This window comes from Aquabacterium sp. A08, assembly GCF_011742065.1.
On the sequence record NZ_JAAQQT010000609.1, the window covers coordinates 1 to 19,463 of the forward strand.

At 72.9% G+C, this 19,463-nt stretch carries 19 protein-coding genes; 8 read left to right on the plus strand and 11 right to left on the minus strand.

Annotated elements, in window-relative coordinates; genetic code table 11:
- From HA630_RS09805 to apaG, 7 genes are all read right to left on the minus strand, one after another.
- Nucleotides 1-506, minus strand: a 506-nt coding sequence (locus tag HA630_RS09805; RefSeq protein ID WP_166834406.1) for an ABC transporter substrate-binding protein, incomplete at its 3' end; no start/stop codon positions are given.
- Nucleotides 507-554: 48 nt separating this feature from the next.
- A complete protein-coding gene (locus HA630_RS09810; RefSeq protein ID WP_166834404.1) occupies nt 555-1,088 on the minus strand; it encodes a CinA family protein in 534 nt (177 codons plus the stop codon).
- 12 nt (nt 1,089-1,100) lie between these two features.
- Nucleotides 1,101-1,625: a phosphatidylglycerophosphatase A gene (locus HA630_RS09815; protein WP_166834402.1), complete on the minus strand. Its 525-nt coding sequence runs from the start codon at nt 1,623-1,625 to the stop codon at nt 1,101-1,103.
- The gene (locus HA630_RS09820; RefSeq protein WP_166834400.1) at nt 1,622-2,527 is read right to left on the minus strand and encodes an NUDIX domain-containing protein; all 906 of its coding nucleotides are present in this window, start codon (nt 2,525-2,527) and stop codon (nt 1,622-1,624) included. Before HA630_RS09820 ends, HA630_RS09815 begins: the two co-directional genes overlap by 4 nt.
- 35 nt (nt 2,528-2,562) lie before the next feature.
- Nucleotides 2,563-3,555 (minus strand): thiamine-phosphate kinase, encoded by a 993-nt coding sequence (gene thiL / locus HA630_RS09825; RefSeq protein WP_166834398.1) that lies wholly within the window; start codon nt 3,553-3,555, stop codon nt 2,563-2,565.
- Between the two features lie 3 nt (nt 3,556-3,558).
- Entirely contained in the window at nt 3,559-5,703 is a 2,145-nt protein-coding gene (locus HA630_RS09830; protein WP_166834396.1) for a site-specific recombinase, read from the minus strand.
- Between the two features lie 7 nt (nt 5,704-5,710).
- Nucleotides 5,711-6,097: a Co2+/Mg2+ efflux protein ApaG gene (apaG, locus tag HA630_RS09835; protein ID WP_166834394.1), complete on the minus strand. Its 387-nt coding sequence runs from the start codon at nt 6,095-6,097 to the stop codon at nt 5,711-5,713.
- 129 nt (nt 6,098-6,226) lie between these two features.
- On the opposite strand from apaG, the gene rpe reads away from it, so the two are divergent.
- The 3 genes from rpe (at nt 6,227) to HA630_RS09850 (ending at nt 10,602) form a co-directional block, all read left to right on the plus strand.
- Nucleotides 6,227-6,904, plus strand: a complete 678-nt coding sequence (rpe, locus tag HA630_RS09840; RefSeq protein ID WP_166834392.1) for a ribulose-phosphate 3-epimerase — start codon at nt 6,227-6,229, stop codon at nt 6,902-6,904.
- A 13-nt stretch (nt 6,905-6,917) separates the two neighbouring features.
- Nucleotides 6,918-9,275 carry a methyl-accepting chemotaxis protein gene (locus tag HA630_RS09845; protein ID WP_166834390.1) on the plus strand — a complete coding sequence of 786 codons (2,358 nt, stop codon included), beginning with the start codon at nt 6,918-6,920 and terminating at the stop codon, nt 9,273-9,275.
- A 139-nt stretch (nt 9,276-9,414) separates the two neighbouring features.
- Nucleotides 9,415-10,602, plus strand: a complete 1,188-nt coding sequence (locus HA630_RS09850) for an MFS transporter (protein ID WP_166834388.1) — start codon at nt 9,415-9,417, stop codon at nt 10,600-10,602.
- Here the strand turns inward: HA630_RS09850 and HA630_RS09855 are convergent.
- The gene (locus tag HA630_RS09855; protein ID WP_166834386.1) at nt 10,511-12,010 is read right to left on the minus strand and encodes a chloride channel protein; all 1,500 of its coding nucleotides are present in this window, start codon (nt 12,008-12,010) and stop codon (nt 10,511-10,513) included. The genes HA630_RS09850 and HA630_RS09855 overlap by 92 nt on opposite strands.
- 101 nt (nt 12,011-12,111) lie before the next feature.
- Between HA630_RS09855 and ssb the strand changes: the two genes are divergently transcribed.
- Together ssb and chrA are read left to right on the plus strand one after the other, a co-directional pair.
- Nucleotides 12,112-12,621, plus strand: a complete 510-nt coding sequence (gene ssb / locus HA630_RS09860) for a single-stranded DNA-binding protein (RefSeq protein WP_166834384.1) — start codon at nt 12,112-12,114, stop codon at nt 12,619-12,621.
- 93 nt (nt 12,622-12,714) lie between these two features.
- Nucleotides 12,715-13,920, plus strand: coding sequence for a chromate efflux transporter (gene chrA, locus HA630_RS09865; RefSeq protein ID WP_166834382.1), 1,206 nt, complete (start codon nt 12,715-12,717; stop codon nt 13,918-13,920).
- Nucleotides 13,921-13,923: 3 nt separating this feature from the next.
- Here the strand turns inward: chrA and HA630_RS09870 are convergent, their stop codons facing one another.
- Nucleotides 13,924-14,796, minus strand: a complete 873-nt coding sequence (locus tag HA630_RS09870) for an energy transducer TonB (RefSeq protein WP_166834380.1) — start codon at nt 14,794-14,796, stop codon at nt 13,924-13,926.
- A gap of 64 nt (nt 14,797-14,860) precedes the next feature.
- Here HA630_RS09870 and HA630_RS09875 point away from each other — a divergent pair, with 64 nt between their 5' ends.
- Nucleotides 14,861-15,523: a metalloregulator ArsR/SmtB family transcription factor gene (locus HA630_RS09875; protein WP_166834378.1), complete on the plus strand. Its 663-nt coding sequence runs from the start codon at nt 14,861-14,863 to the stop codon at nt 15,521-15,523.
- A gap of 8 nt (nt 15,524-15,531) precedes the next feature.
- Nucleotides 15,532-16,839 carry an MFS transporter gene (locus tag HA630_RS09880; protein ID WP_166834376.1) on the plus strand — a complete coding sequence of 436 codons (1,308 nt, stop codon included), beginning with the start codon at nt 15,532-15,534 and terminating at the stop codon, nt 16,837-16,839.
- A 30-nt stretch (nt 16,840-16,869) separates the two neighbouring features.
- On the opposite strand, the gene HA630_RS09885 is transcribed toward HA630_RS09880, so the two are convergent.
- Both HA630_RS09885 and HA630_RS09890 read right to left on the minus strand, forming a co-directional pair.
- Complete coding sequence (locus tag HA630_RS09885) at nt 16,870-17,742, minus strand: pirin family protein (protein ID WP_166834375.1); 873 nt, start codon at nt 17,740-17,742, stop codon at nt 16,870-16,872.
- A gap of 94 nt (nt 17,743-17,836) precedes the next feature.
- Nucleotides 17,837-18,436 carry an FMN-dependent NADH-azoreductase gene (locus tag HA630_RS09890; protein ID WP_166834373.1) on the minus strand — a complete coding sequence of 200 codons (600 nt, stop codon included), beginning with the start codon at nt 18,434-18,436 and terminating at the stop codon, nt 17,837-17,839.
- Between the two features lie 96 nt (nt 18,437-18,532).
- On the opposite strand from HA630_RS09890, the gene HA630_RS09895 reads away from it, so the two are divergent.
- A complete protein-coding gene (locus tag HA630_RS09895) occupies nt 18,533-19,459 on the plus strand; it encodes a LysR family transcriptional regulator (protein WP_243855428.1) in 927 nt (308 codons plus the stop codon).
- Nucleotides 19,460-19,463 lie beyond the last annotated feature (4 nt).

Genomic DNA, 19,463 nt, shown 5'->3' on the forward strand with positions numbered 1-19,463 from the left:
TGGACCGAGCCCTGCAGCACCGCCACGCGCAGGCCGGCCAGGTCTTGCAAAGCCTCCACCCGGGCGCCGCGCCGCGCGTACAGCTGCGACCAGCTGTGCAGCACCGGCGTGCGGTGAAAGTCGAACAGGGCGTCGCGGGCCTCGCTGTAGGCCACGTCGGGCATCAGGTCGATGCGGCCGCTGGCCAGGCCGTCGAGGCAGTCCTGCCACTCGCAGGGCACGGGCTGCAGGCGCCAGCCCTCGCGCTGGGCGATGGCGGTGAGGAGTTCGGGAAAGATGCCGGCCGGCTGGCCCTGGGCGTCGAGGAAGATCTTGGGTTCGTTGGCGTAGACCCCGTAGCGCAACACCGCGGTGGGCTGGGCCTGGGCCGCCGCCACGGCCAGCAGGGCCCCGATCCACCACCCCACCCACAACGCCAGCCACGGCCGCCAACGGCGCAGCCCAGGCCGGGCCGCCGACGGAAGGGCCGCCGGACGCAAGCGCAGAGGCACGGGGCTGGGGACCATGCGGCCATTGTGCCGCAAGCCGGGGCGCGTGCGGCCGCTGCGGGGGCTTCAGGGGCGGTCGGGGGTCGCCAGCACCCCGGCCAGCGCGTGCTGCACGGTGGCGGCGCGCACCGCGGCGCGGTCGCCGGGGAAGACGCGGCGTTCGGTCCAAACCCGCTGGCCGTCGCACCAGCCGAACCAGACGGTGCCCACCGGCTTGTCCGGGCTGCCGCCGGTGGGGCCGGCCACCCCGGTCACGGCCACGCTGTGGCGCACGCCGGCCCGGTCGCGGGCGCCGCAGGCCATGGCCCGCGCCACCGGCTCGCTGACGGCGCCGTGCGCCGCGATCAGCGCCGCCGGCACGCCCAGCTGCGCGCTTTTGGCGGCGTTGGAGTAGGTGACCCAGCCCTGCTCGAACCAGTCGCTGGAGCCGCTCAGGGCGGTGCAGCTGGCGGCGATCAGGCCGCCGGTACAGCTTTCGGCGGTGGCCAGACGGGCGCCTTGCGCCTTCAGGCGTTCGGCCAGCGCGACCAGCAGCGGCCAGGTGGCCGGGAGCAGCCACAGCGGCGGGGCAGAAGCGTCGGGGGTGGGTAGGTCGGACATGGGACGGCGCGGTCAGACCCAGCGCCACAGCGCCAGCACCAGCAGGGTGCAGAAGGCGGCCACCAGGTCGTCGAACATGATGCCCCAGCCGCCGCGCCAACCGCCGCCTTTGAAGGCGCGGTCGGCCCAGCCCACCGGGCCGGGCTTGGCGGCGTCGAAAAACCGGAACAACCCGAACGCCACCGCCTGGCCCAGCAGGCCCATGGGCATGGCCAGCCACAGCACCAGCCAGAAGGCGACGATTTCGTCGATGACGATGTAGCCCGGGTCGGCCACGCCGCAGCGGCGCACCGTGGCCACGCTGGCCCACCAGCCCAGCAGCAGCCCGCCGCCGATGAGCGCGGCCCAGACCGCGTCCGTGGGCCGCCACAGCGCCTGGATGAGCAGGAACGCGGCCCAGCCCCACAGGGTGCCGACGGTGCCCGGCGCGCGCCGGCTCAGGCCGGAGCCGAAGCCCAGCGCCACCAGGTGCGACAGGTGGGCGCACAGAAAGCGCGCACCGGGCGCGGTCAGCGGGGGCACGGCGCCGGCGTTCATGCGAACCAGCCCTCGTAGCCGTCGAAGGGTTCGAAGCGCTGCGCCACCAGGCGCAGGCGGGTGGGGCCCGGCAGGGCGCGCCCGGCCACCGAATGGCGCGGGTCGCCGGGGTAGCACATGGCGCGGTGCGGACCGTCCATGAAGTGTTCGGGCTGGATGCAGGGCGGACGCCGTGTCTGCGCCTCGGCCCAGGCGCTGGCGCAGTCGGGGTGGCGGGCCAGCTGGGCCAGGGCCATGAGCTGCGGCGGGATCAGCCCGATCTCGCCGGCCCAGTAGCGCGCCAGGCCGGCGCGCGGGGTCAGCCACAGGGTTTCGGTGGCTTCGTGGTTGTCGTGCGCGGCCTGCTGGCCGGGCGGCAGCAGCGCCAAAAAGAAGCGGGTGTCGAAGCGCGGCGTGCCCACCGGCGGGTTGCGCGGGGTGATCCAGCGCGACCAGGGCTGCAGCGCGCGGGTGCGCCAGCGCAGGCCGGCAGCGGCCAGGGCCTGGGGCCAGGGGGTGCCGGCCTGCAAGCCGGTCCGCAGGCGCTGCGGGTCGGCCGGGGCGGCGCCGGGCGCGGCTTCGGTCAGCAACACGCCGGCTTCTTCGTGCATTTCGCGCAGGGCGGCCACGTGCAGGCCCAGGGCAGTGGCGGCCGGCGTGTCGGGCTCGGCCAGGCGCTCGTGCAGGGCGGCGGGCGGCAGGTCCAGGGCGCCGTCCCAGCCGGGGCCGTGGTCGGCGGGGTCCAGCTTGCCGCCGGGGAAGACGTACCAGCCGCCCAGCACGCCGGAGTTCTGGTGGCGGCGCAGCAGCAGCACCTCCAGGCCGTCGGCGCCGTCGCGCAACAGCACCACGGAGGCGGCGGGGCGCGGCGTGTCGGACGCGGCGGCGTCCACGGGGGCGGGGGCGGGCGGGGCAACGGTCATGCGCCGATTTTGACACCGGCCGGCCGCGCCGGCTGTCACCCGAAGTGGTCGAAGCCGCCGAGCTGGGCACCGGCCGGTGGCTCCAGCGGGCGTTGCTGCGCGTCCAGCAGGCGCACCGCGGCCTCGCCGGGCCGCGCCGGGCACAGGCGGCCGATGCGGGTGACCGGCGTGGCCGCCGCTTGGGCCGCGGCCTGCACCCGGGCCCGCGCGTCGGGCGGCGCGGTGAAGACCAGTTCGTAGTCGTCGCCGCCGGCCAGCACGCAGGTCCAGGCGCGCTCGGGCGGCAGGGCGCGCACGTCGTCCGACACCGCCGCCGAGGCCAGCAGCGCCGGGACGTCCAGCTCGGCGCCCAGGCGCGACGCCGCCAGGATGTGGCCCAGGTCGCCCAGCAGGCCGTCGCTGACGTCGGCGCAGGCGTGGATCTGCCCCTGCAGCGCCAGCCCCAGTGCCACCCGCGGCGTGGGCCGCTCCAGCCGGGCGCGGGTGCGCGCCAGCACGCGGGGCGGCACCGGCCAGTGGCCGAGCAGGCCCTCCAGCGCCAGCCGGGCGTCGCCCAGGGTGCCGCTGACGTACACGTCGTCGCCCACCCGGCCGGCGTCGCGGCGGGCGGCCCGGCCCGGCGGCACCTCGCCGAACACGGTCAGGCACAGGTTGAGCGGGCCGGCGGTGGTGTCGCCACCCACCAGGGCGCAGCGGTGCGCGTCGGCCAGGCCCAGCAGGCCGCGCGCGAACGCGGCCAGCCAGGCGTCGTCGGCCGCTGGCAAGGCCAGCGCCAGGGTGCAGGCCAGCGGGCGCGCGCCCATGGCGGCCAGGTCGCTCAGGTTCACCGCCAGGGCCTTGTGGCCCAGCGCCTCGGGGTCCACGTCGGGCAGGAAATGGCGGCCGGCCACCAGCATGTCGGTGGAGACGGCCAGCTGCATGCCGGGCGCGGGCGCCAGCAGGGCGCAGTCGTCGCCGTTGCCCAAGGCCACGCTGCTGCGCCGCAGCGGGTGCTGGAAGTGCCGGCGGATCAGCTCGAACTCACCCATGGCTCAGTCGGGCAGGCGACGTTCGACCTGGGCCAGCCGGCTGCCAGGACCGTCGGCGGCTTCTTCGGCGTCCCCTGTGGGCTCGGACGGTGCGTCGGCCGGCGGGATGTCGGCCACCGCGTCGGCGGCCTGGGCGGCGCGCGCGTCGATCGGCCACAGAAAGCTCCAGGGCGCGCGGCGCAGCCGGTGCCGGATGGCGGCCTGGATGCGCTGGCGGTTCACGTCGCTCACGCCCTGGGCCTTGAGCGCCAGGCGTAAGGCCAGGTAAAAGCTCACCGCCAGGTTGATCGGGCCCACCAGCAGCGTGGCCAGCACCGCCGACCAGAAGCCGCCCTCCAGCAGCACGCCCAGGCCCAGCGTGGCCACAGCGGCGGCCATCTGGCCCATCACCAAGGTGACGTGGCGCACGTCGGCGCCGAGCCCGAAAAAGCCGGCCACGGCGGGCACCAGCCCCAGCATCAGGCCCAGGGAAATGTTGGCGGTGAGGCCCGAGATGTGGGTGCGCAAAAAGCGCCCCCAGCGCTGCGCCCGGGCCGCGCCCAGGCGGCGGGTGATGGCCGGGTTGTAGCCGATGGCGCTGTCGAGCTTGTGCAGCACGAACCAGTTTTCCACCCAGCCGGCGACGATGCTGCTGGCGAACAGCAGCAGGCCGGTGCCGGCGGCGAACAGCAGCGTGGGGCCGAAGACCTGGTGCGCGTCCAGCACACCACGGGCCTTGGCCTCGGTCAGCATGGGCGCGCCGGTCAGCGCCCACAGGCCCAGGCTCAGACACAACACCATGGGCGCCACCGCCAGCAGGTTGCCGGCGATGGCCGCCACCTGCGAGCGGAACAGGTGCGCCACCTCGTCGACGAAGCGCAACACGGACTCGCGGCTGTTCAGGTCTTTCAGCTTGGCCACCATGGCCGGCGCGGTCACCGCGGGCTGCTTGGTGGCCACGGTGAAGTGCAGCATCTGGATCAGCACGAAGGCCGCGGCGTAGTTCAGCCCGGCGGTCAGCCCGCCCCAGAACGCCGACAGCGCCAGCCCACCCAGCAGGAACTTGAACCAGGTGGTGAAGCCCAGCACCGCCCCGCCGCCGGCGGCGCGCAGCAGCATCTGGCGGTAGTCGGCCCAGTGGCGGGTGATGTAGTGCTCGCCGCTTTCGGCGCTGCGCTCGGCCACGCGGGCGGCGGTGAGCTGGGTGCTGGTGGCGATCAGGGCACGGATGCTGCGGCTCTCGCGCCCGACCTGCACCAACTGCCCCAGCAGCTGGGCGGTGGCGCGCGGGCGCTGCTCGGCGTGCAGGCCGTCCAGCAGGGTTTTGGCGCGCAGCACCCGCTCGCGCAACTGCCGCAGCCGGAACACGATGCCCACCGAAATGCCGTGTTCCTCCAGGTGGGCGTACACGGTGTAGGCGGCGTGGCGCGATTCGTCCAGCAGGCGGCGCAGGCGCGCCTCTGCGGTGCGGGCGGCGTCGCTGGCCACGCCGTGGGCCAGGGCGGCCTGGCGGTAGGCCTCCAGCGCCACCGGCAGGTTCTGAAAGGTGCGCCCGGCGCGCGCCGCCGGCGACATGCGCACCCGCAAATCGGGGGTGAAGCCGGCGGCGCTGACCTGGCCCACGCAAAAGGCCAGCGCGTCCATCAGTGTCTGTTCCCAGGGGCTCAGGCCCGAGGGCGTGGGCGACCCAGGTGCCACGGCGTCAGGGGCCGGGGCGTCCAGCCAGGCGGCCAGGCGCTGCAGGGAACGCGCGGGCAGCGCGCGCAGCCAGCGCGCGTCGCGCGGGTCGGCAAACACCAGGCCGAACAGTTCGGCCATGTCGGTGGTCAGCGGCGAGGCCGGCAACAGCTTGCGCCGCAGCCGGTGGCCCAGTTCGGTGAGGAACACCGACTTGGAGGCAAACCCGAAATCGGCCAGCAGCGGCGCCAGGTCCACCGCGTCCCGGAAACGCTGCCACCAGCGCGGCCAACGCACGGCCCAGTCCGGGCTGGCGTCGGCCGCGTCCAGGCACTGCTCCAGCCGGCGCAGGGTGGCGGGCACGTCGGGCGTGGGGCCGCGCAGCCAGTCCACCAGCCCGATCAGCCACAGGTGGCGCTGGGCCAGGCCGGCCTCGGGGTCGAGGGCGGCGATCCAGTCGGCCGCGCTGCGGGGTTCGGTCGTTTGGGTCATGGGCGGGTCAGTGCAGGGCGCCGCCGCCGGCGCCGTCGGCGCGCAGCACAAAGGGCGGCACCGGGGCCTCGAAACGGTGGCCGTCCACCCCCACGCAAAAGTAGTGCCCGCTCATGATGCCCATGGGCGTGCGCAGGGGCGCACTGCTGGTGTAGCGGAACGACTCGCCCGGTTGCAGCAGCGGCTGGCGGCCGATCACGCCCAGCCCGTCCACCACCTGGGTGTGGCCGTGGGCGTCCTCGATCTCCCAGTGGCGCGCCACCAGTTGCGCGGCCACCGCGCCGGTGTTGCTGACGGTGACGGTGTAGGCGAACACGTACTGGTCGGCCTCGGGCTGGGACTGCTCGGGCAGGTACTCGGGCTGGACGGCGCAGGTGAACTGGTGCTTGGGCATGCGGGCTATGGTAGCGGGCTTGTCCCCTCGGTCCGCGACAAGGTCGCTGCATCCCCACTTTCCCTGACACGGCGGCGGGTCAATAATGGGCACAATCTCCTACTCTGTTCCAGCCGGGTTCCCGCCTCCATGACCACGTTCCGCATCGCCCCCTCCATCCTCTCGGCCGACTTTGCCCGCCTGGGCGACGAGGTGAAAAACGTCATCGCCGCCGGCGCCGACTGGATCCACTTCGACGTGATGGACAACCACTACGTGCCCAACCTGACGTTCGGGCCGATGATCTGCCAAGCGCTCAAGCCGCACGCCAAGAAGCCGGACGGCACCCCGGTGCCGATCGACGTGCACCTGATGGTCCAGCCGGTGGACGCGCTGGCCGGCGCGTTCATCGACGCTGGCGCCGATCTGGTCAGCTTCCACCCCGATGCATCCACCCACGTACACCGCAGCGTGCAGGCCATCAAGGCCAAGGGCGCCAAGGCCGGCCTGACCTTCAACCCCGCGCAGCCGCTGGACGTGCTGGACTGGGTGATCGACGACCTCGACCTGATCCTGATCATGAGCGTCAACCCCGGCTTCGGCGGCCAGAGCTTCATCGACAGCGCCCTGCGCAAGGTCGAGCAGGCGCGCCAGCGCATCGAAGCCAGCGGCAAGGACATCCGGCTGGAGGTGGACGGCGGCATCAAGGCCGACAACATCCGCCGCGTGGCCGACGCCGGTGCCGACACCTTCGTCGCCGGCAGCGCCATCTTCGGCAAGCCCGACTACAAAGCCGTGATCGACCAGATGCGCGCCGCCCTCGCCTGACCGCCTCACCCCCATGAGCACACGCACCCCCTCCGGCCTGATGGCCCCCGCCGTGGCGCTGATGCAGCGCCTGCCCATGAGCGTCAAGATGCTGGTGATGGCCGCCGTGCTGCTGCTGCCGCTGGCCTTCACCGGCGTGCAGCTGGGCCAGGGCTTCTGGAGCGAGCGCACCACCGCACAACAGGAAATGGCCGGGCTGCGGGTGGTGCGCGGCGTGGCCGAGTTGAGCGGCCACCTGCTGGACCACCAGGGCCAGGCGCACCTGCTGCTGTCGGGCCAGGCCGAAGCCCAGGCCGGGCTGGACGCCAGCGCCGCCGCCCTGCGCCGGGCCGTGGCCGCGCTGGACGCCGAGGTGCGCACCGCCGACGGCCTGGGGCTGGCCGCTGCCTGGGCGCCGCTGCAGCGCGACCTGACCGCCCTGGCCGGCACCGTCCCGGCCAGCGCCGACCGCGCCGCGCTCTACGACCGCCACACCGCGCTGCTGAGCCGGCTGCAGAAGTTCACCTCGCTCGCCGCCGAAACCTCCACCCTGCTGCTGGACCCCTACGCCGCCACCTACTTCCTGATGGACACGGTCGTCAGCCGCCTGCCGCCGCTGCAGCAGGCCGTGGCCCACCTGCGCAACGAGGGCGCGGCCCTGCTGGTGCAGCAAAGCGCGGGCCTCAGCTCTGAAATCATCACCGCTGCGGTGCGCCTGGGCGGCCAGAGTGGCAGCGTCAACGACCTGCTGGGCCTGGCCCAGGAGCGGCTCGATTCGCTGCAACGCGCCGGCGAAGCCCAGCCCGAGGGCTGGGCCCGGCTGCAGCAAAGCGCCGACAGCTACGCCTCCGAGGTGGGCGCCACCATGGGCTCCGGCGCCCTGATGGCCGACCCCCAGCAGCACCTGGCCCGCGGCAGCGAGGTGCTGCAGCACCTGCGCGGCTTTGCCGACGCCAGCGCCACCCGGCTCGACGCCCTGCTGCAGGCCCGCGCCGACCGCGCCGAGCGCCAGCTCATGGGCGTGGCCGCCGGGGCGGTGTTGCTGCTGCTCGTCCTCACCTACGGCATGCTGGCCTTCTACCACGCCACCCTGGACGGCCTGCGCCAGCTCGACCGGGTGATCGAACAAGCCACCCAGGGCGACCTGACCGGCGTGGTCCAGATCGCCGGCCGCGACGAAATGGCCCAGATGGGGCGCAAGTTCCAGGCCATGCTCAACAGCCTGTCGGCCCTGGTGGCCGACGTGCGCAGCGTCTCGGCCGTGCTGGGCCACATGGGCCAGCAGCTGGTGGCCGACAGCTCGCAGCTCTCGGGCCGCACCCAGTCGCAGGCCGCCGCGCTGGAGCAGGCCAGCGCCAACATCCGCGAGGCCGCCGAAACCGTCACCCGCAACAGCCAGAACGTGCAGGAGGTCAGCCGCGTCAGCGAACAGCTGCACCGCCAGACCGAAGAGGCCGGTGGCCTGATGCAGCAGACCGTCAGCGGCATGGGCACGCTGCAGTCCACCTCCAGCCGCATGAACGAGATCATCGGCGTGATCGACAGCATCGCCTTCCAGACCAACATCCTGGCGCTGAACGCCGCGGTGGAAGCCGCCCGCGCCGGCGAGGCCGGCCGTGGCTTCGCGGTGGTGGCGGCCGAGGTGCGCAGCCTGGCGCAGCGCAGCCAGGCCGCCGCCGGCGAGGTGCGCCAGCTCATCGCCGAGTCCACCGGCCGGGTGCAGTCCTCGGTCACGCAGATCAATTCGGTCAACGGCGTCATGGACCAGCTGGTGCACGGCATCCGCGACATCGCCACCCGCATCGACGGCATGGCCGTGGCCAGCAACCAGCAGAGCGCCGCGCTGAAAGAGGTGGCGCAGGCCATGGGCGAGATCGACACCGTGACCTACGAAAACGCCGCCATGGTGGACCGCACCAGCGCCCATTCGGCCGACCTGCTGGCCCACACCGACGACCTGGACCACGCCGTCCAGCACATGCGCCTGACCCAGGGCACCGCCGACGTGGCGATGCGCCTGGCGCAGGAGGCGCTGGCCCACATCCAGAGCGTGGGCTACGAACGCGCCTGCGAGGACTTCTACAACAAGAGCGGGCGGTTCATCGACCGCGACCTCTACGTCTTCGTCTTCGACCGCGACGGCGTCTACCGCGTGATGGGCGCCGACCGCGCCAAGACCGGCAGCCGCCTGCACGACGCGCCGGGCCTGGACGCCGACCAGCTGTTGCGCGACGCCTGGGAGCGCGCCGACCACGGCGGCGGCTGGGTGGAGTACAACATCATCAACCCGGTGACGAAGGACGTGCGCGGCAAGTCCTCCTTCGTGCTGCCCATCAACGACCAGCTGCTGGTGGGCTGCGGCGCCTACCGCAGCGCGCTCAAATCGGCCTGAGCCGGGCCGGGCAAACCCCCGGCCGCACGGCGCAGCCCGCGCTTGCGCGACAATCCGGGGTTTGCAGTGAACCCTTGGGCCGCGCCCGGCGCGGCCCGCCTTGCCCCAAGTGCCCGATACCCCACCCCCCACCCACCGCATGACCCCCGGCGAGCGCCGCGCCAGCGTCTCGCTGGCGTCCATCTTCGCGCTGCGCATGCTGGGCCTGTTCCTGGTGCTGCCCGTGTTCGCGCTGGAAGCGGCCCGCTACCCCGGCGGCGACGACCCGGGCCGGGTCGGCCTGGCCATGGGCATTTACGGCCTGACGCAAGCGCTGCTGCAGATCCCGCTGGGCATGGCCTCGGACCGCTGGGGCCGCAAACGCGTCATCCTGGCCGGGCTGGCGCTGTTCGCGCTGGGCAGCGCGCTGGCCGCCAGCGCCACCACGCTGGACCAGCTCACCCTGGGCCGCGCGCTGCAGGGCGGCGGCGCCATCTCGGCGGCCATCACCGCCTTCTTGGCCGACGTGACCCGCGACGAGGTGCGCACCAAGGCGATGGCGCTGGTGGGCATCAGCATCGCGCTGATGTTCGCGCTGTCGCTGGTGCTGGCGCCGGTGCTGGCGGCGCAGATCGGTCTGGGCGGGCTGTTCTGGCTGACCACCGGCCTGGCCCTGCTGGGCATGGCGGTGGTGGCCTGGGTGGTGCCGCCCGAACCCGCGGAACAGCGCGACGCCGGCCGCCGCGGCCTGGCCGAGGTGCTGCGCCACGCCGGCCTGCTGCGGCTGAACCTGGGCGTGTTCGTGCTGCACGCGGTGCAACTGGCCATGTGGATGGCCGTGCCCGCCCTGCTGGTGCAGGCCGGCCTCACCGCCGACCGGCACTGGGTGGTCTACCTGCTGGCGCTGCTGGGCTCGTTCCTGGTCATGGGCGGGGTGCTGTTCCGGCTGGAACGCAAAGGCCACCTGCGCGCGGTGTTCCTGTTCGCCATCGGGCTGATCCTGCTGGTGCAGCTGGGCTTCTGGTACAGCGCCAGCCACACGCCCTCGCTCACCGCCCTGGGCATTGGCCTGTTTCTGTTCTTCCTGGGCTTCAACACGCTGGAGGCGAGCCAGCCCAGCCTGGCCTCGCGCCTGGCGCCGGCGCACGCGCGCGGCGCGGCGCTGGGGGTGTACAACACGCTCCAGTCGGTCGGCTTTTTTGTCGGCGGCGCGGCCGGCGGCTGGCTGGTGCGCCACGTCGGCGCACACGGCCTGTTCATGGCGTGTGCGGCCCTGGCCCTGCTGTGGCTGGTGGTGGCGTGGCCGATGCGGGCCCCGGCGCCGGCGGCGGCCCGTCCGGCGCACTGACCGCCGGGACCGGCACCGCGGCCGCCCCGGGCGGCGCGGCCTCGCTCGCCGCGGGCGCGGCATCGGGGGCGGGGGCCGGCGGGCGCACCACCGTGGCCCACAGGGTTTCGGCCATGGTGCTGTAGAGCGGGCGGCTGACCATGCGCGACAGCAGGCTGGCCAGCAGCGCGCAGCCCATCAGGCTCAACACCATGCTGTGGCCGTCGGTCATCTCCATCACGATGATCATGGCGGTGATGGGCGTTTGCGTGACCGCCGCCAGAAACCCCGCCATGCCGATGGCGATGAGCGCCTGCACCTGGCGCGTGTCGGTGAGCCAGGCGATGTCGGCGCCCACCCCGGCGCCCAGCGACAGGCTGGGCCCGAAAATGCCGCCGGGCACGCCCGACCAGGCCGACCACCACGAGGCAATGAACTTGAGCCCCGAAAACAGGAAGGGCGTGTGCTGCTCCACCGACTCCATCGACAGCAGCGCCTTCACCTGCGGGTGACCGCCGCCGTGGACCCCGCCGTCGCTGACCACCCCGATCAGCGCCACCCCCAGCCCGCACAGCGCGGCGAAGCGCACCGGGTGGGCCCGGCGCAGGGCGCAAAAGCGGTCGGGCAGGCCGGTGAACGACACCAGCAACAGCCGCGACAGCAGCCCGCCCATGAGGCCGCAGACCGCCGCGATCAGCAGGCCCGGCCAGAACAGGTCGGCCCAGGACACCACCTCGATGCGGACCCGGCCAAAGTAGGACAGGTTGCCGAACACCGACACCGACACCAGCCCCGACACCACGATGGCCGCCAGCATCAGGCCGCTGTTGCGCTGCTCCAGCCGGCGCGACAGCTCCTCGATGGCGAAGACGATGCCACCCAAGGGCGTGTTGAACGCCGCCGCAATGCCGGCCGCCCCGCCGGCGACCAGCAATTCCCGGTCGCTGATGACGGTTTTGGGCGACAGGTAACGCCGTGCGTGGTGCATGACGCCGGCGGCCACCTGCACCGACGGCCCCTGGCGCCCGATGGACAGCCCGGCCAGCAGGCCGCCCGAGACGCCCAACACCTTGGCCGCCGACAGCTTGAGCGAGACAAAACGGGCGCGCTGCTCGCGCGGCAGGCGCGGCTCCAGCGCCACCAGGGTCTGGGGCACGCCCGAGCCCCCTGCGCCAGGTGCCCAGCGCCGCAGCAGCCAGACCACCGCGGCGGTGACGGCCGGCGTCCAGAGCAGGGGCGCCCACCAGTGGCGGGTTTGCAGCTCGGCAAAACGGGCGTAGGCCGCGTCGGCCAGCCAGGTGAAGGCCACCACCGCCAGGCCGGCCAGCACGGCAAAGCCGATGACCACCGCGCGGTCCAGCCAGTGGCGCCCATCGATCACCTCGTGGCGCAGGTGTTCCAGAAAATCGGGCTGTTGGGGCCGTGGCATGGCCCAAGTGTAAAAGCGGGCCGCCCGGGGCTGGCGTCCACGGGCAAATGTTGGACAATCGGCCTTCGTTACACACCACGCTAGAGAGGGTTTTCCACGCCATGGCATCCGTCAACAAAGTCATCCTGGTCGGCAACTGCGGCCGCGACCCCGAGATCCGTTACCTGCCCTCGGGCCAGGCCGTGGCGAACGTCAGCGTGGCCACCAGCAGCCGCCGCAAAGACCGCAACAGCGGCGAGACGGTGGAAGACACCCAGTGGCACCGCGTGACCTTTTACGACCGTTTGGCCGAAATTGCCGGCGAATACGTGCGCAAGGGCCGCCCGATCTACGTCGAAGGCCGCCTGAAGTACGGCAAGTACACCGACCCGTCGGGGGTGGAGAAGAACACGGTGGACATCATCGCCACCGAACTGCAGCTGCTGGGGGGCCGCGAAGGCATGGGCGGCCAGGGCATGGACGAAGGCGGCGGCGGGGGCTACGCCCCGCGCGCGGCCGCCCCCATGGCCCGCCCGGCGCCCGCCGCGGCCCCGCGCCCCGCGCCGCAGCGGCCGCCGGCCCCGGCGCCCAGCACCGGCTTCGACGACATGGACGACGACATCCCGTTCTAAGCCGCCACCGCACACCTGCCCCAAGGCCCGCTCTCCCCGCCGGAAGCGGGCTTTTGCCTGTCCGGGGCCACCCCACCGCCAGCCGAGGCACCCATGACCGACACCCCCGCCAGCGACCGCGACCCCTGGGCGGTGTTCCTGATTTTCCTGCGGCTGGGCCTGACCGCCTTCGGTGGCCCGGTGGCGCACCTGGGGTATTTCCGCGAGGAGTTTGTGACCCGGCGCCGCTGGCTGAGCGAGCGCAGCTACGCGGACCTGGTGGCCCTGTGCCAGTTCCTGCCGGGGCCGGCCAGCAGCCAGGTGGGCCTGGCGCTGGGGCTGTCCCGCGCGGGTTACGCCGGCGCGCTGGCAGCGTGGGCGGGGTTCACGCTGCCGTCGGCCGTGGCCCTGGTCTTGCTGGCGCAGGGCCTGGCCAGCCACGGCGACGCGGTGCCGCCGGGCGTGTTGCACGGCCTGAAGCTGGTGGCGGTGGCCGTGGTGGCGCAAGCGGTGTGGGGCATGGCCCGCCAGCTCTGCCCGGACGCACCGCGCATCGGCCTGATGGCGCTGGCCACCTGCGGCGTGCTGCTGGTGCCCTCGGTTTGGGGCCAGGTGGGGGTGATGGCTTTCGGGGCCGTGGTGGGGCTGTGGTGGTTCCGGCCCGGGCCAGGCACCGCCCACGACCCCCTGCCCTTGACCGTTCGCCGCCGCGCGGGCCTGTGCTGGCTCGCGCTGTTTGCGGGGCTGTTGCTGGGTTTGCCGTGGTGGGCCGCCTGGGCGCCGAACCCCACGCTGGCCCTGGTGGACGCCTTTTACCGGGCCGGCTCGCTGGTGTTGGGTGGCGGGCACGTGGTGCTGCCGCTGCTGCAGGCCGAGGTGGTGCCCACCGGCTGGGTGGACCCCGACACCTTTCTGGCCGGCTATGGCGCGGCCCAGGCCGTGCCCGGCCCGTTGTTCACCTTCGCCGCGTTCCTGGGCGCGTCCACGCAGGCGGCCCCGAGCGGCTGGCTGGGCGGGCTGATCGCTCTGCTGGCGATTTTTGCGCCCGCCTTCCTGCTGGTGGCGGGGGCTCTGCCGTTCTGGGAGCAGCTGCGCCGCAGCCCGCGCACCCAAGCGGCGTTGTGGGGCACCCAGGCGGCGGTGGTGGGCGTGCTGCTGGCGGCGCTGTACCAGCCGGTGTGGACCAGCGCCGTCCACGCCCCGCCAGACTTTGCCCTGGTCCTGCTGGCGCTGGTGGCGCTGGTGACCTGGAAACTGCCGCCCTGGCTGGTGGTGCTCGGCAGCGCCGTCGCTGGGGGAGTGTGGGGCGCGCTGGGCTGACCCTCAGCGCCCCAGCCGGTCCGAGCCCCAGCGCTCCAGTTGCCGGCGGTCGTGGGCGCTTTCGGCCTCGATCGTGTCCTGCGGCAACTGCCGCAGGCAGTCCGCCATCGCCTGCCCGTCCCGCTGTTCGGTGCGGGGCTGCACCGCCGGCCCGGGGTCGGACTGGCCGTCCCAGGCATAGGGGTTGCGGAACGCGGGCCGCTCGGGCAGGCAGTCGTTCTGGTACAGGGGGGTGTCGTCCACCACGTGGGGCTGGAAGGAAATCGTCTTTTCAAAGACCAGCGGCTGCCCCGTGGGGGTGGGCGGCAGCGGGGGCATCGCATCCATGGCCTGACGCGCCCGCTGCTCGGCCACGGGCGAGGTGCTCCAGAGCGTCTCCAGCCGGGTCATGCGGCCATCGGGCGCGATTTCCACCCGAAAACGCACCGCCCCCTGGTCCGGCCCCTCGAAGGCCGTGCCCATCAGGCTGCGCACCTGCTGACCCCAGGTGTGGCGGTAGGGCTTGCTGTTTTTGAGCGTGTAGCGAGACGCCAGCGCCCATTCTTCGGCGGTGGGGGCGGGCGGTGCGTCCAGGTAGGCCCGCTCGCGGTCGGGGGCCTGGGGTGCGGGCGGGGCCGCTGTCGGCCTGGCCATGGCCGGGACAGGCACGGGCCGCGCCGGGGCGGCGGCCGGGCGCGGCGGTGAGGGCGCCGACGTGGGGTCGGGGCTGGGCGCGGGCGGTTCGGAGGCCCACATTTCCACAAAAATGGGCGGCGCCACGGGCGCGGTGGGTGGCGGGGGCGTGAACGCGGTCAGGCCCGCCAGCCCCAGCACCGCGGCGTGCAGCGCCACCGACAGCGCCACGGCCCACAGGGTCTCGGTTCGGGGTGGGTGCATCAGGCCCGTATTGGACACGCGAATTTCAGTGTATATTTAATCTAAACAACATTTGAATGTTAGCATGAACAAGCGGCAACTGAAGGACCTGCTGTACGAGCAGGTGGCGCGCATCGGCAAGGCGGTGGCCAGCCCCAAGCGGCTGGAGCTGATCGAGTTGCTGGCGCAGGGCGAAAAATCGGTGGAGCAGCTGGCCACGGAGTTGTCCATCGGCATCAAGCTGGCCAGCGCGCACCTGCGGGCGCTGCGCGAGGCGCGGCTGGTCACCTCGCGCAAGGACGGCAAGTTCGTCGTGTACCGCCTCACCGGCCCGGACGTGGCCGGCCTGTGGGTGGCCCTGCGGCAAGTGGCCGAGGAACACCTGCTGGACCTGCGCGTGGCGCTGGACCAGATGGTGGCCGAGCCGAAGAAGCTGGTGTCGCTGGACCGCCAGGCCCTGATGGACCAGGCGCAGCGCGGCGAAGTGGTGGTCATCGACGTGCGCCCTCAAGCGGAATTCGAGCGTTCGCACCTGCCGTATGCGCGGTCCATGCCGGTGCAGGAAATCGCCAGCCGTTTGTCAGAGCTGCCCAGGGACAAAGCCATCGTCGCCTACTGCCGCGGCCCGTTCTGCCTGTTTTCTGAGGAGGCCTACGAACTGCTGCACAGCCAGGGTTACCGGGTGCACAAGCTGCTCGACGGGGTGAGCGAGTGGCGGGCGGCGGGCATGCCCTTGGACACCGACTGAAGCCCCCGATGGCACCCACACACGGCATCCGGGCCAACCTGGCGCAGTTCCTGCACCAGTTGTTGCAGGTTTTGCTGGTGGGGTTGACCCTGGGCATGGTGCGCACGGTGGTGCCCGCGCTGGCCGAGTCCGAATTTGGCGTGCCCAAGACGTCGTTCCTGCTGCTGACGGCGTTCGTGGTGGCGTTCGGCGTGGTCAAGGGAACCATGAACTTCGTGGCGGGGCGGTTATCCGAGCGCGTGGGCCGCCAGCGTGTGCTGCTGCTGGGCTGGCTGGTGGCCTTGCCGATACCGGTGATGGTCTGGTACGCGCCACACTGGCACTGGGTGGTGGCCGCGACCGTGCTGCTGGGCGTGAACCAGGGGTTGACCTGGTCGATGACCCAAACCGCCAAGCTGGACATCACGCGCATGCAGGAACGCGGGCTCACCCTGGGTCTGAACGAGTTTGCGGGCTACCTGGGGGTGGCACTGGCGGGCCTGGCCACCGCTTGGCTGGCCACCTGGCTGGGGCCCCGCCTGGGGCTGCTGCTGTTTGGCCTGGCGGTGGTGCTGACCGCGCTCGTACTGACGCAGGTGTGGGTGCGCGAAACCCTGCCCTGGGCGCGGGCCGAGGCGGCGCGGCACGCGGCGGGCGGGGGCCAGCCGTTGGCGCGGCCTCGCCACCCCCGCCACGTCTCCAGCGCGCCCGGCACCTGGGAGGTTTTCACGCTGATGAGCTGGCGCGACCGCCGGTTGTTTGCGCTGTGCCAGGCGGGCCTGGTGGAAAAGTTTGTGGATGCGCTGGTGTGGGTGTTCTACCCGGTTTACCTGTACCAGCGGGGGCTGAGCCTGCCGCAGGTGGGCTCGGTCATCGGGGTCTATGGCCTGGTGTGGGGCGCGGCGCAGCTGTTCACGGGGCGCCTGTCGGACCGCATCGGCCGCCATCGCCCCAACGTGTGGGGCATGTGGCTGTGCGGGGCGGGCGTGGCCTTGATGGTGCTGGGCCAGGGGGCGCTCTGGTGGTCGGCGTCTGCCGCGCTGTCGGGGCTGGGCATGGCCCTGCTGTACCCGAACCTCTCGGCGGCGGTGGCCGACATCGCCCACCCCCACTGGCGGGGCACGGCCGTCGGCATCTACCGCTTCTGGCGCGACCTGGGCTACGGCATCGGCGCGCTGGGGCTGGGCCTGACCGCCCATTTCACCGGCCAGGTGACCGCCGCATTCTGGTTCGTCGCGCTGTCCATGGCGGCGTCGGGCGCCCTGCTCGGCTGGCTGGGCGAGGAAACCCACCCCCGGCTCAACCCACAGGGGCCCCCACCGCCCGGCGCTGGCTGACATCGCGGTGTCGCCACCGGTGTCGGCCGTTCAGCCCAGGCGCCCGGCGCGGAAGTCGCGGATCGCCTGGTGGATGTCGGCCTCGGTGTTCATCACGAAGGGGCCATGCTGGACGATGGGCTCGTTCAGCGGCCGCCCAGCAATGAGCAGCGCCCGTGCGCCGGTCGGGGCGTCGAGGACGATGCCGTCGGCCTGCGGGTCGTTGGCCAGCACGGCCATGCGTTGGGCCGGCACGTGCTGCTCGCCCACGCGGACGGCGCCCCGGTACACGTACACGAAGGCGTTGTGGCCGGGCGGCAGCGCCTGCGCGAAGCGGCTGCCCGGGGGCAGGTGCAGGTCGAGGTAGAGCGGCGCGGTGGCGTCGCGGGTCACGGCGCCGGCCACGCCGTGGCTGGCCCCCGCGATCACCGCCACCGCCACGCCCTCGGGCGTGACGAAGCGGGGCAGCTCGGCGGCACTGAAGTCGCGGTACCCCGGCGGGCACAGCTTGTCGCGGCCGGGCAGGTTGAGCCAGAGCTGAAAACCCTCCATCACCCCCGCTTCCTGCTGCGGGATTTCGGAGTGCACCACGCCGCGCCCGGCGGTCATCCACTGCACGCCTCCGCTGTCCAGCAGGCCTTCGTGGCCGGCGCTGTCGCGGTGCAACAGCCGCCCGGCGATCATGTAGGTCACCGTCTCGAAGCCGCGGTGCGGGTGGTCGGGGAAGCCGGCGATGTAGTCGTCCGGCCGGTCGCTGCCGAAGGCGTCCAGCATCAGGAAGGGGTCGAGCCGGCGCTGCAGGTCCTGGGTCAACACCCGGGTGAGCTTGACGCCGGCGCCGTCGGAGGTGGGCAGGCCCGCCACCAGGCTTTCGACGCGGCGGGGGTGGGCAACGGTTTCGGTCATCGGGGCGGCGGTGGGCATGGGGCGGCTCCTGCAAACACTGGGGGATCGTTGGGCGCGCCCCGGGGACGCGGTCCCGGGGTTGGCGTCGGGCGCGGGCGCGCCGGGGCCTGGCTCAGGCCAGGGCGGCGGCGAGGTCGGCCTCGGCCTGGGCAAACCCCCGGGCGGCGGCCTCAGGGCCCATGTTCAGGCCTTCGGCGTAAATCGGGCGCACGTCGGTCAGGCCCAAAAAGCCCAGCACGGTCTTGAGGTAGGGCACCTGGGTGTCGTGCGGCTGGTCGCGGTACAGGCCGCCACGGGCCAGGGCCAGGTACACGGTCTTGCCCTGCAGCAGCCCCTGGGGGCCCTGGTCGGTGTAGCGGAAGGTGACGCCGGCGCGGGCGATGGCGTCGATCCAGGCCTTGAGCTGCACCGGCACGCCGAAGTTGTACATGGGCACGCCCAGCACCAGGGTGTCGTGCGCCTGCACCTCGGCGATCAGGGCGTCGTACTCGGCCACCACGGCGGCCTGTGCGGCGCTGCGCTGGTCGGCCGGGGTGAACAGCGCGCCCAGGGCGGCTTCGTCCAGCACGGTGACGGGGTGGTCGGCCAGGTCGCGCAGGGTCACCTGGGCGCCGGCGTGCCGGGCCTGGAGGGCCGCGACCACCTGGTGGGCCACTTTGCTGGAGTTGGCGGCGCCGCGGCGGGGGCTGGCGTGGATTTGCAGGATCTTCATAGGGGGCTCCGAAAGGTGGTTGGGGGGCGATGGGTGTACTGTAAATCGGCCCATTGAAGCGATAAATCCCCTGAAATGGATATCATTGTTCTTCAAATGGAACTATCAACCGCGGGCATCGACCCCAACGACCTGCTCATCTTTGCCCAGGTGGCCGAGCGGGGCAGCTTCAGCCGCGCCGCCGAGGCGCTGGGCCTGCCCAAGTCCACCGTGTCGCGCCGGCTGGCCGGGCTGGAGCTGCGGCTGGGCGAGCGGCTGCTGCGGCGCACGACGCGGCGCCAGTGGCTGACCGAGTTCGGCCTGCAGCTGCTGGAACACGCGCGCCAGGTGGCGGCCGAGGTGGACGCGGTGGCGGCCCTGAGCGCCCACCGCCAGGCCACGCCCAGTGGGCGGCTGCGGGTGTCCATGCCCAGCGACCTCGCCACCCTGCTGCTGGCCGAGGCGCTGGCCGGTTTCGCGGCGGACCACCCGGCGGTCACGCTGGAGCTGGACCTGTCGCCGCGCCGGGTGGACCTGCTGGCCGAGAACTTCGACCTGGCGGTGCGCATGGGCGAGCTGCCCAGCGACGCCTCGCTGGCAGCGCGGCGGCTGGCCGTGTTCACCAACGGGCTCTACGCCAGCCCGGCCTACCTGGCCCGCCATGGCCACCCCCAGCAGCCGGACGACCTGCCGCGCCACCGCGCCGTGCGGCTGTTGGGCCGCCAGGGCGACGCCCTGCCCTGGCACCTGGTGCAAGGCCAGCAGCACTGGCACGGCCGCCCGGCGGGGGGGCTGGTGGCCAACTCGCCGGAGCTGCTGATCCGCCTGGCCGCCGCCGGCGGCGGCATCGCCGTGGTGCCCGACCGCTTTGCCGCGCTGCAGGTGCAACGCGGCCAGCTGGTGCGGGTGCTGCCCGACTGGCACCCGCCGGCCCACGACGCCTGGGCCGTGTTCCCCGAACGCCGGCTCATGCCCACCAAGACCCGCGCCTTCATCGACCGGCTGCAGCAGGCCCTGGGTGCGGCAGACTTACCACAGTCTTGACGTA

Coding starts and splice junctions, on each gene's coding strand:
- HA630_RS09810 (WP_166834404.1), bottom strand. CDS start 1,088: ATGTCCGACCTACCCACCCCCGACGCTTCTGCCCCGCCGCTGTGGCTG.
- HA630_RS09815 (WP_166834402.1), bottom strand. CDS start 1,625: ATGAACGCCGGCGCCGTGCCCCCGCTGACCGCGCCCGGTGCGCGCTTT.
- HA630_RS09820 (WP_166834400.1), bottom strand. CDS start 2,527: ATGACCGTTGCCCCGCCCGCCCCCGCCCCCGTGGACGCCGCCGCGTCC.
- thiL (WP_166834398.1), bottom strand. CDS start 3,555: ATGGGTGAGTTCGAGCTGATCCGCCGGCACTTCCAGCACCCGCTGCGG.
- HA630_RS09830 (WP_166834396.1), bottom strand. CDS start 5,703: ATGACCCAAACGACCGAACCCCGCAGCGCGGCCGACTGGATCGCCGCC.
- apaG (WP_166834394.1), bottom strand. CDS start 6,097: ATGCCCAAGCACCAGTTCACCTGCGCCGTCCAGCCCGAGTACCTGCCC.
- rpe (WP_166834392.1), top strand. CDS start 6,227: ATGACCACGTTCCGCATCGCCCCCTCCATCCTCTCGGCCGACTTTGCC.
- HA630_RS09845 (WP_166834390.1), top strand. CDS start 6,918: ATGAGCACACGCACCCCCTCCGGCCTGATGGCCCCCGCCGTGGCGCTG.
- HA630_RS09850 (WP_166834388.1), top strand. CDS start 9,415: ATGACCCCCGGCGAGCGCCGCGCCAGCGTCTCGCTGGCGTCCATCTTC.
- HA630_RS09855 (WP_166834386.1), bottom strand. CDS start 12,010: ATGCCACGGCCCCAACAGCCCGATTTTCTGGAACACCTGCGCCACGAG.
- ssb (WP_166834384.1), top strand. CDS start 12,112: ATGGCATCCGTCAACAAAGTCATCCTGGTCGGCAACTGCGGCCGCGAC.
- chrA (WP_166834382.1), top strand. CDS start 12,715: ATGACCGACACCCCCGCCAGCGACCGCGACCCCTGGGCGGTGTTCCTG.
- HA630_RS09870 (WP_166834380.1), bottom strand. CDS start 14,796: ATGCACCCACCCCGAACCGAGACCCTGTGGGCCGTGGCGCTGTCGGTG.
- HA630_RS09875 (WP_166834378.1), top strand. CDS start 14,861: ATGAACAAGCGGCAACTGAAGGACCTGCTGTACGAGCAGGTGGCGCGC.
- HA630_RS09880 (WP_166834376.1), top strand. CDS start 15,532: ATGGCACCCACACACGGCATCCGGGCCAACCTGGCGCAGTTCCTGCAC.
- HA630_RS09885 (WP_166834375.1), bottom strand. CDS start 17,742: ATGCCCACCGCCGCCCCGATGACCGAAACCGTTGCCCACCCCCGCCGC.
- HA630_RS09890 (WP_166834373.1), bottom strand. CDS start 18,436: ATGAAGATCCTGCAAATCCACGCCAGCCCCCGCCGCGGCGCCGCCAAC.
- HA630_RS09895 (WP_243855428.1), top strand. CDS start 18,533: ATGGAACTATCAACCGCGGGCATCGACCCCAACGACCTGCTCATCTTT.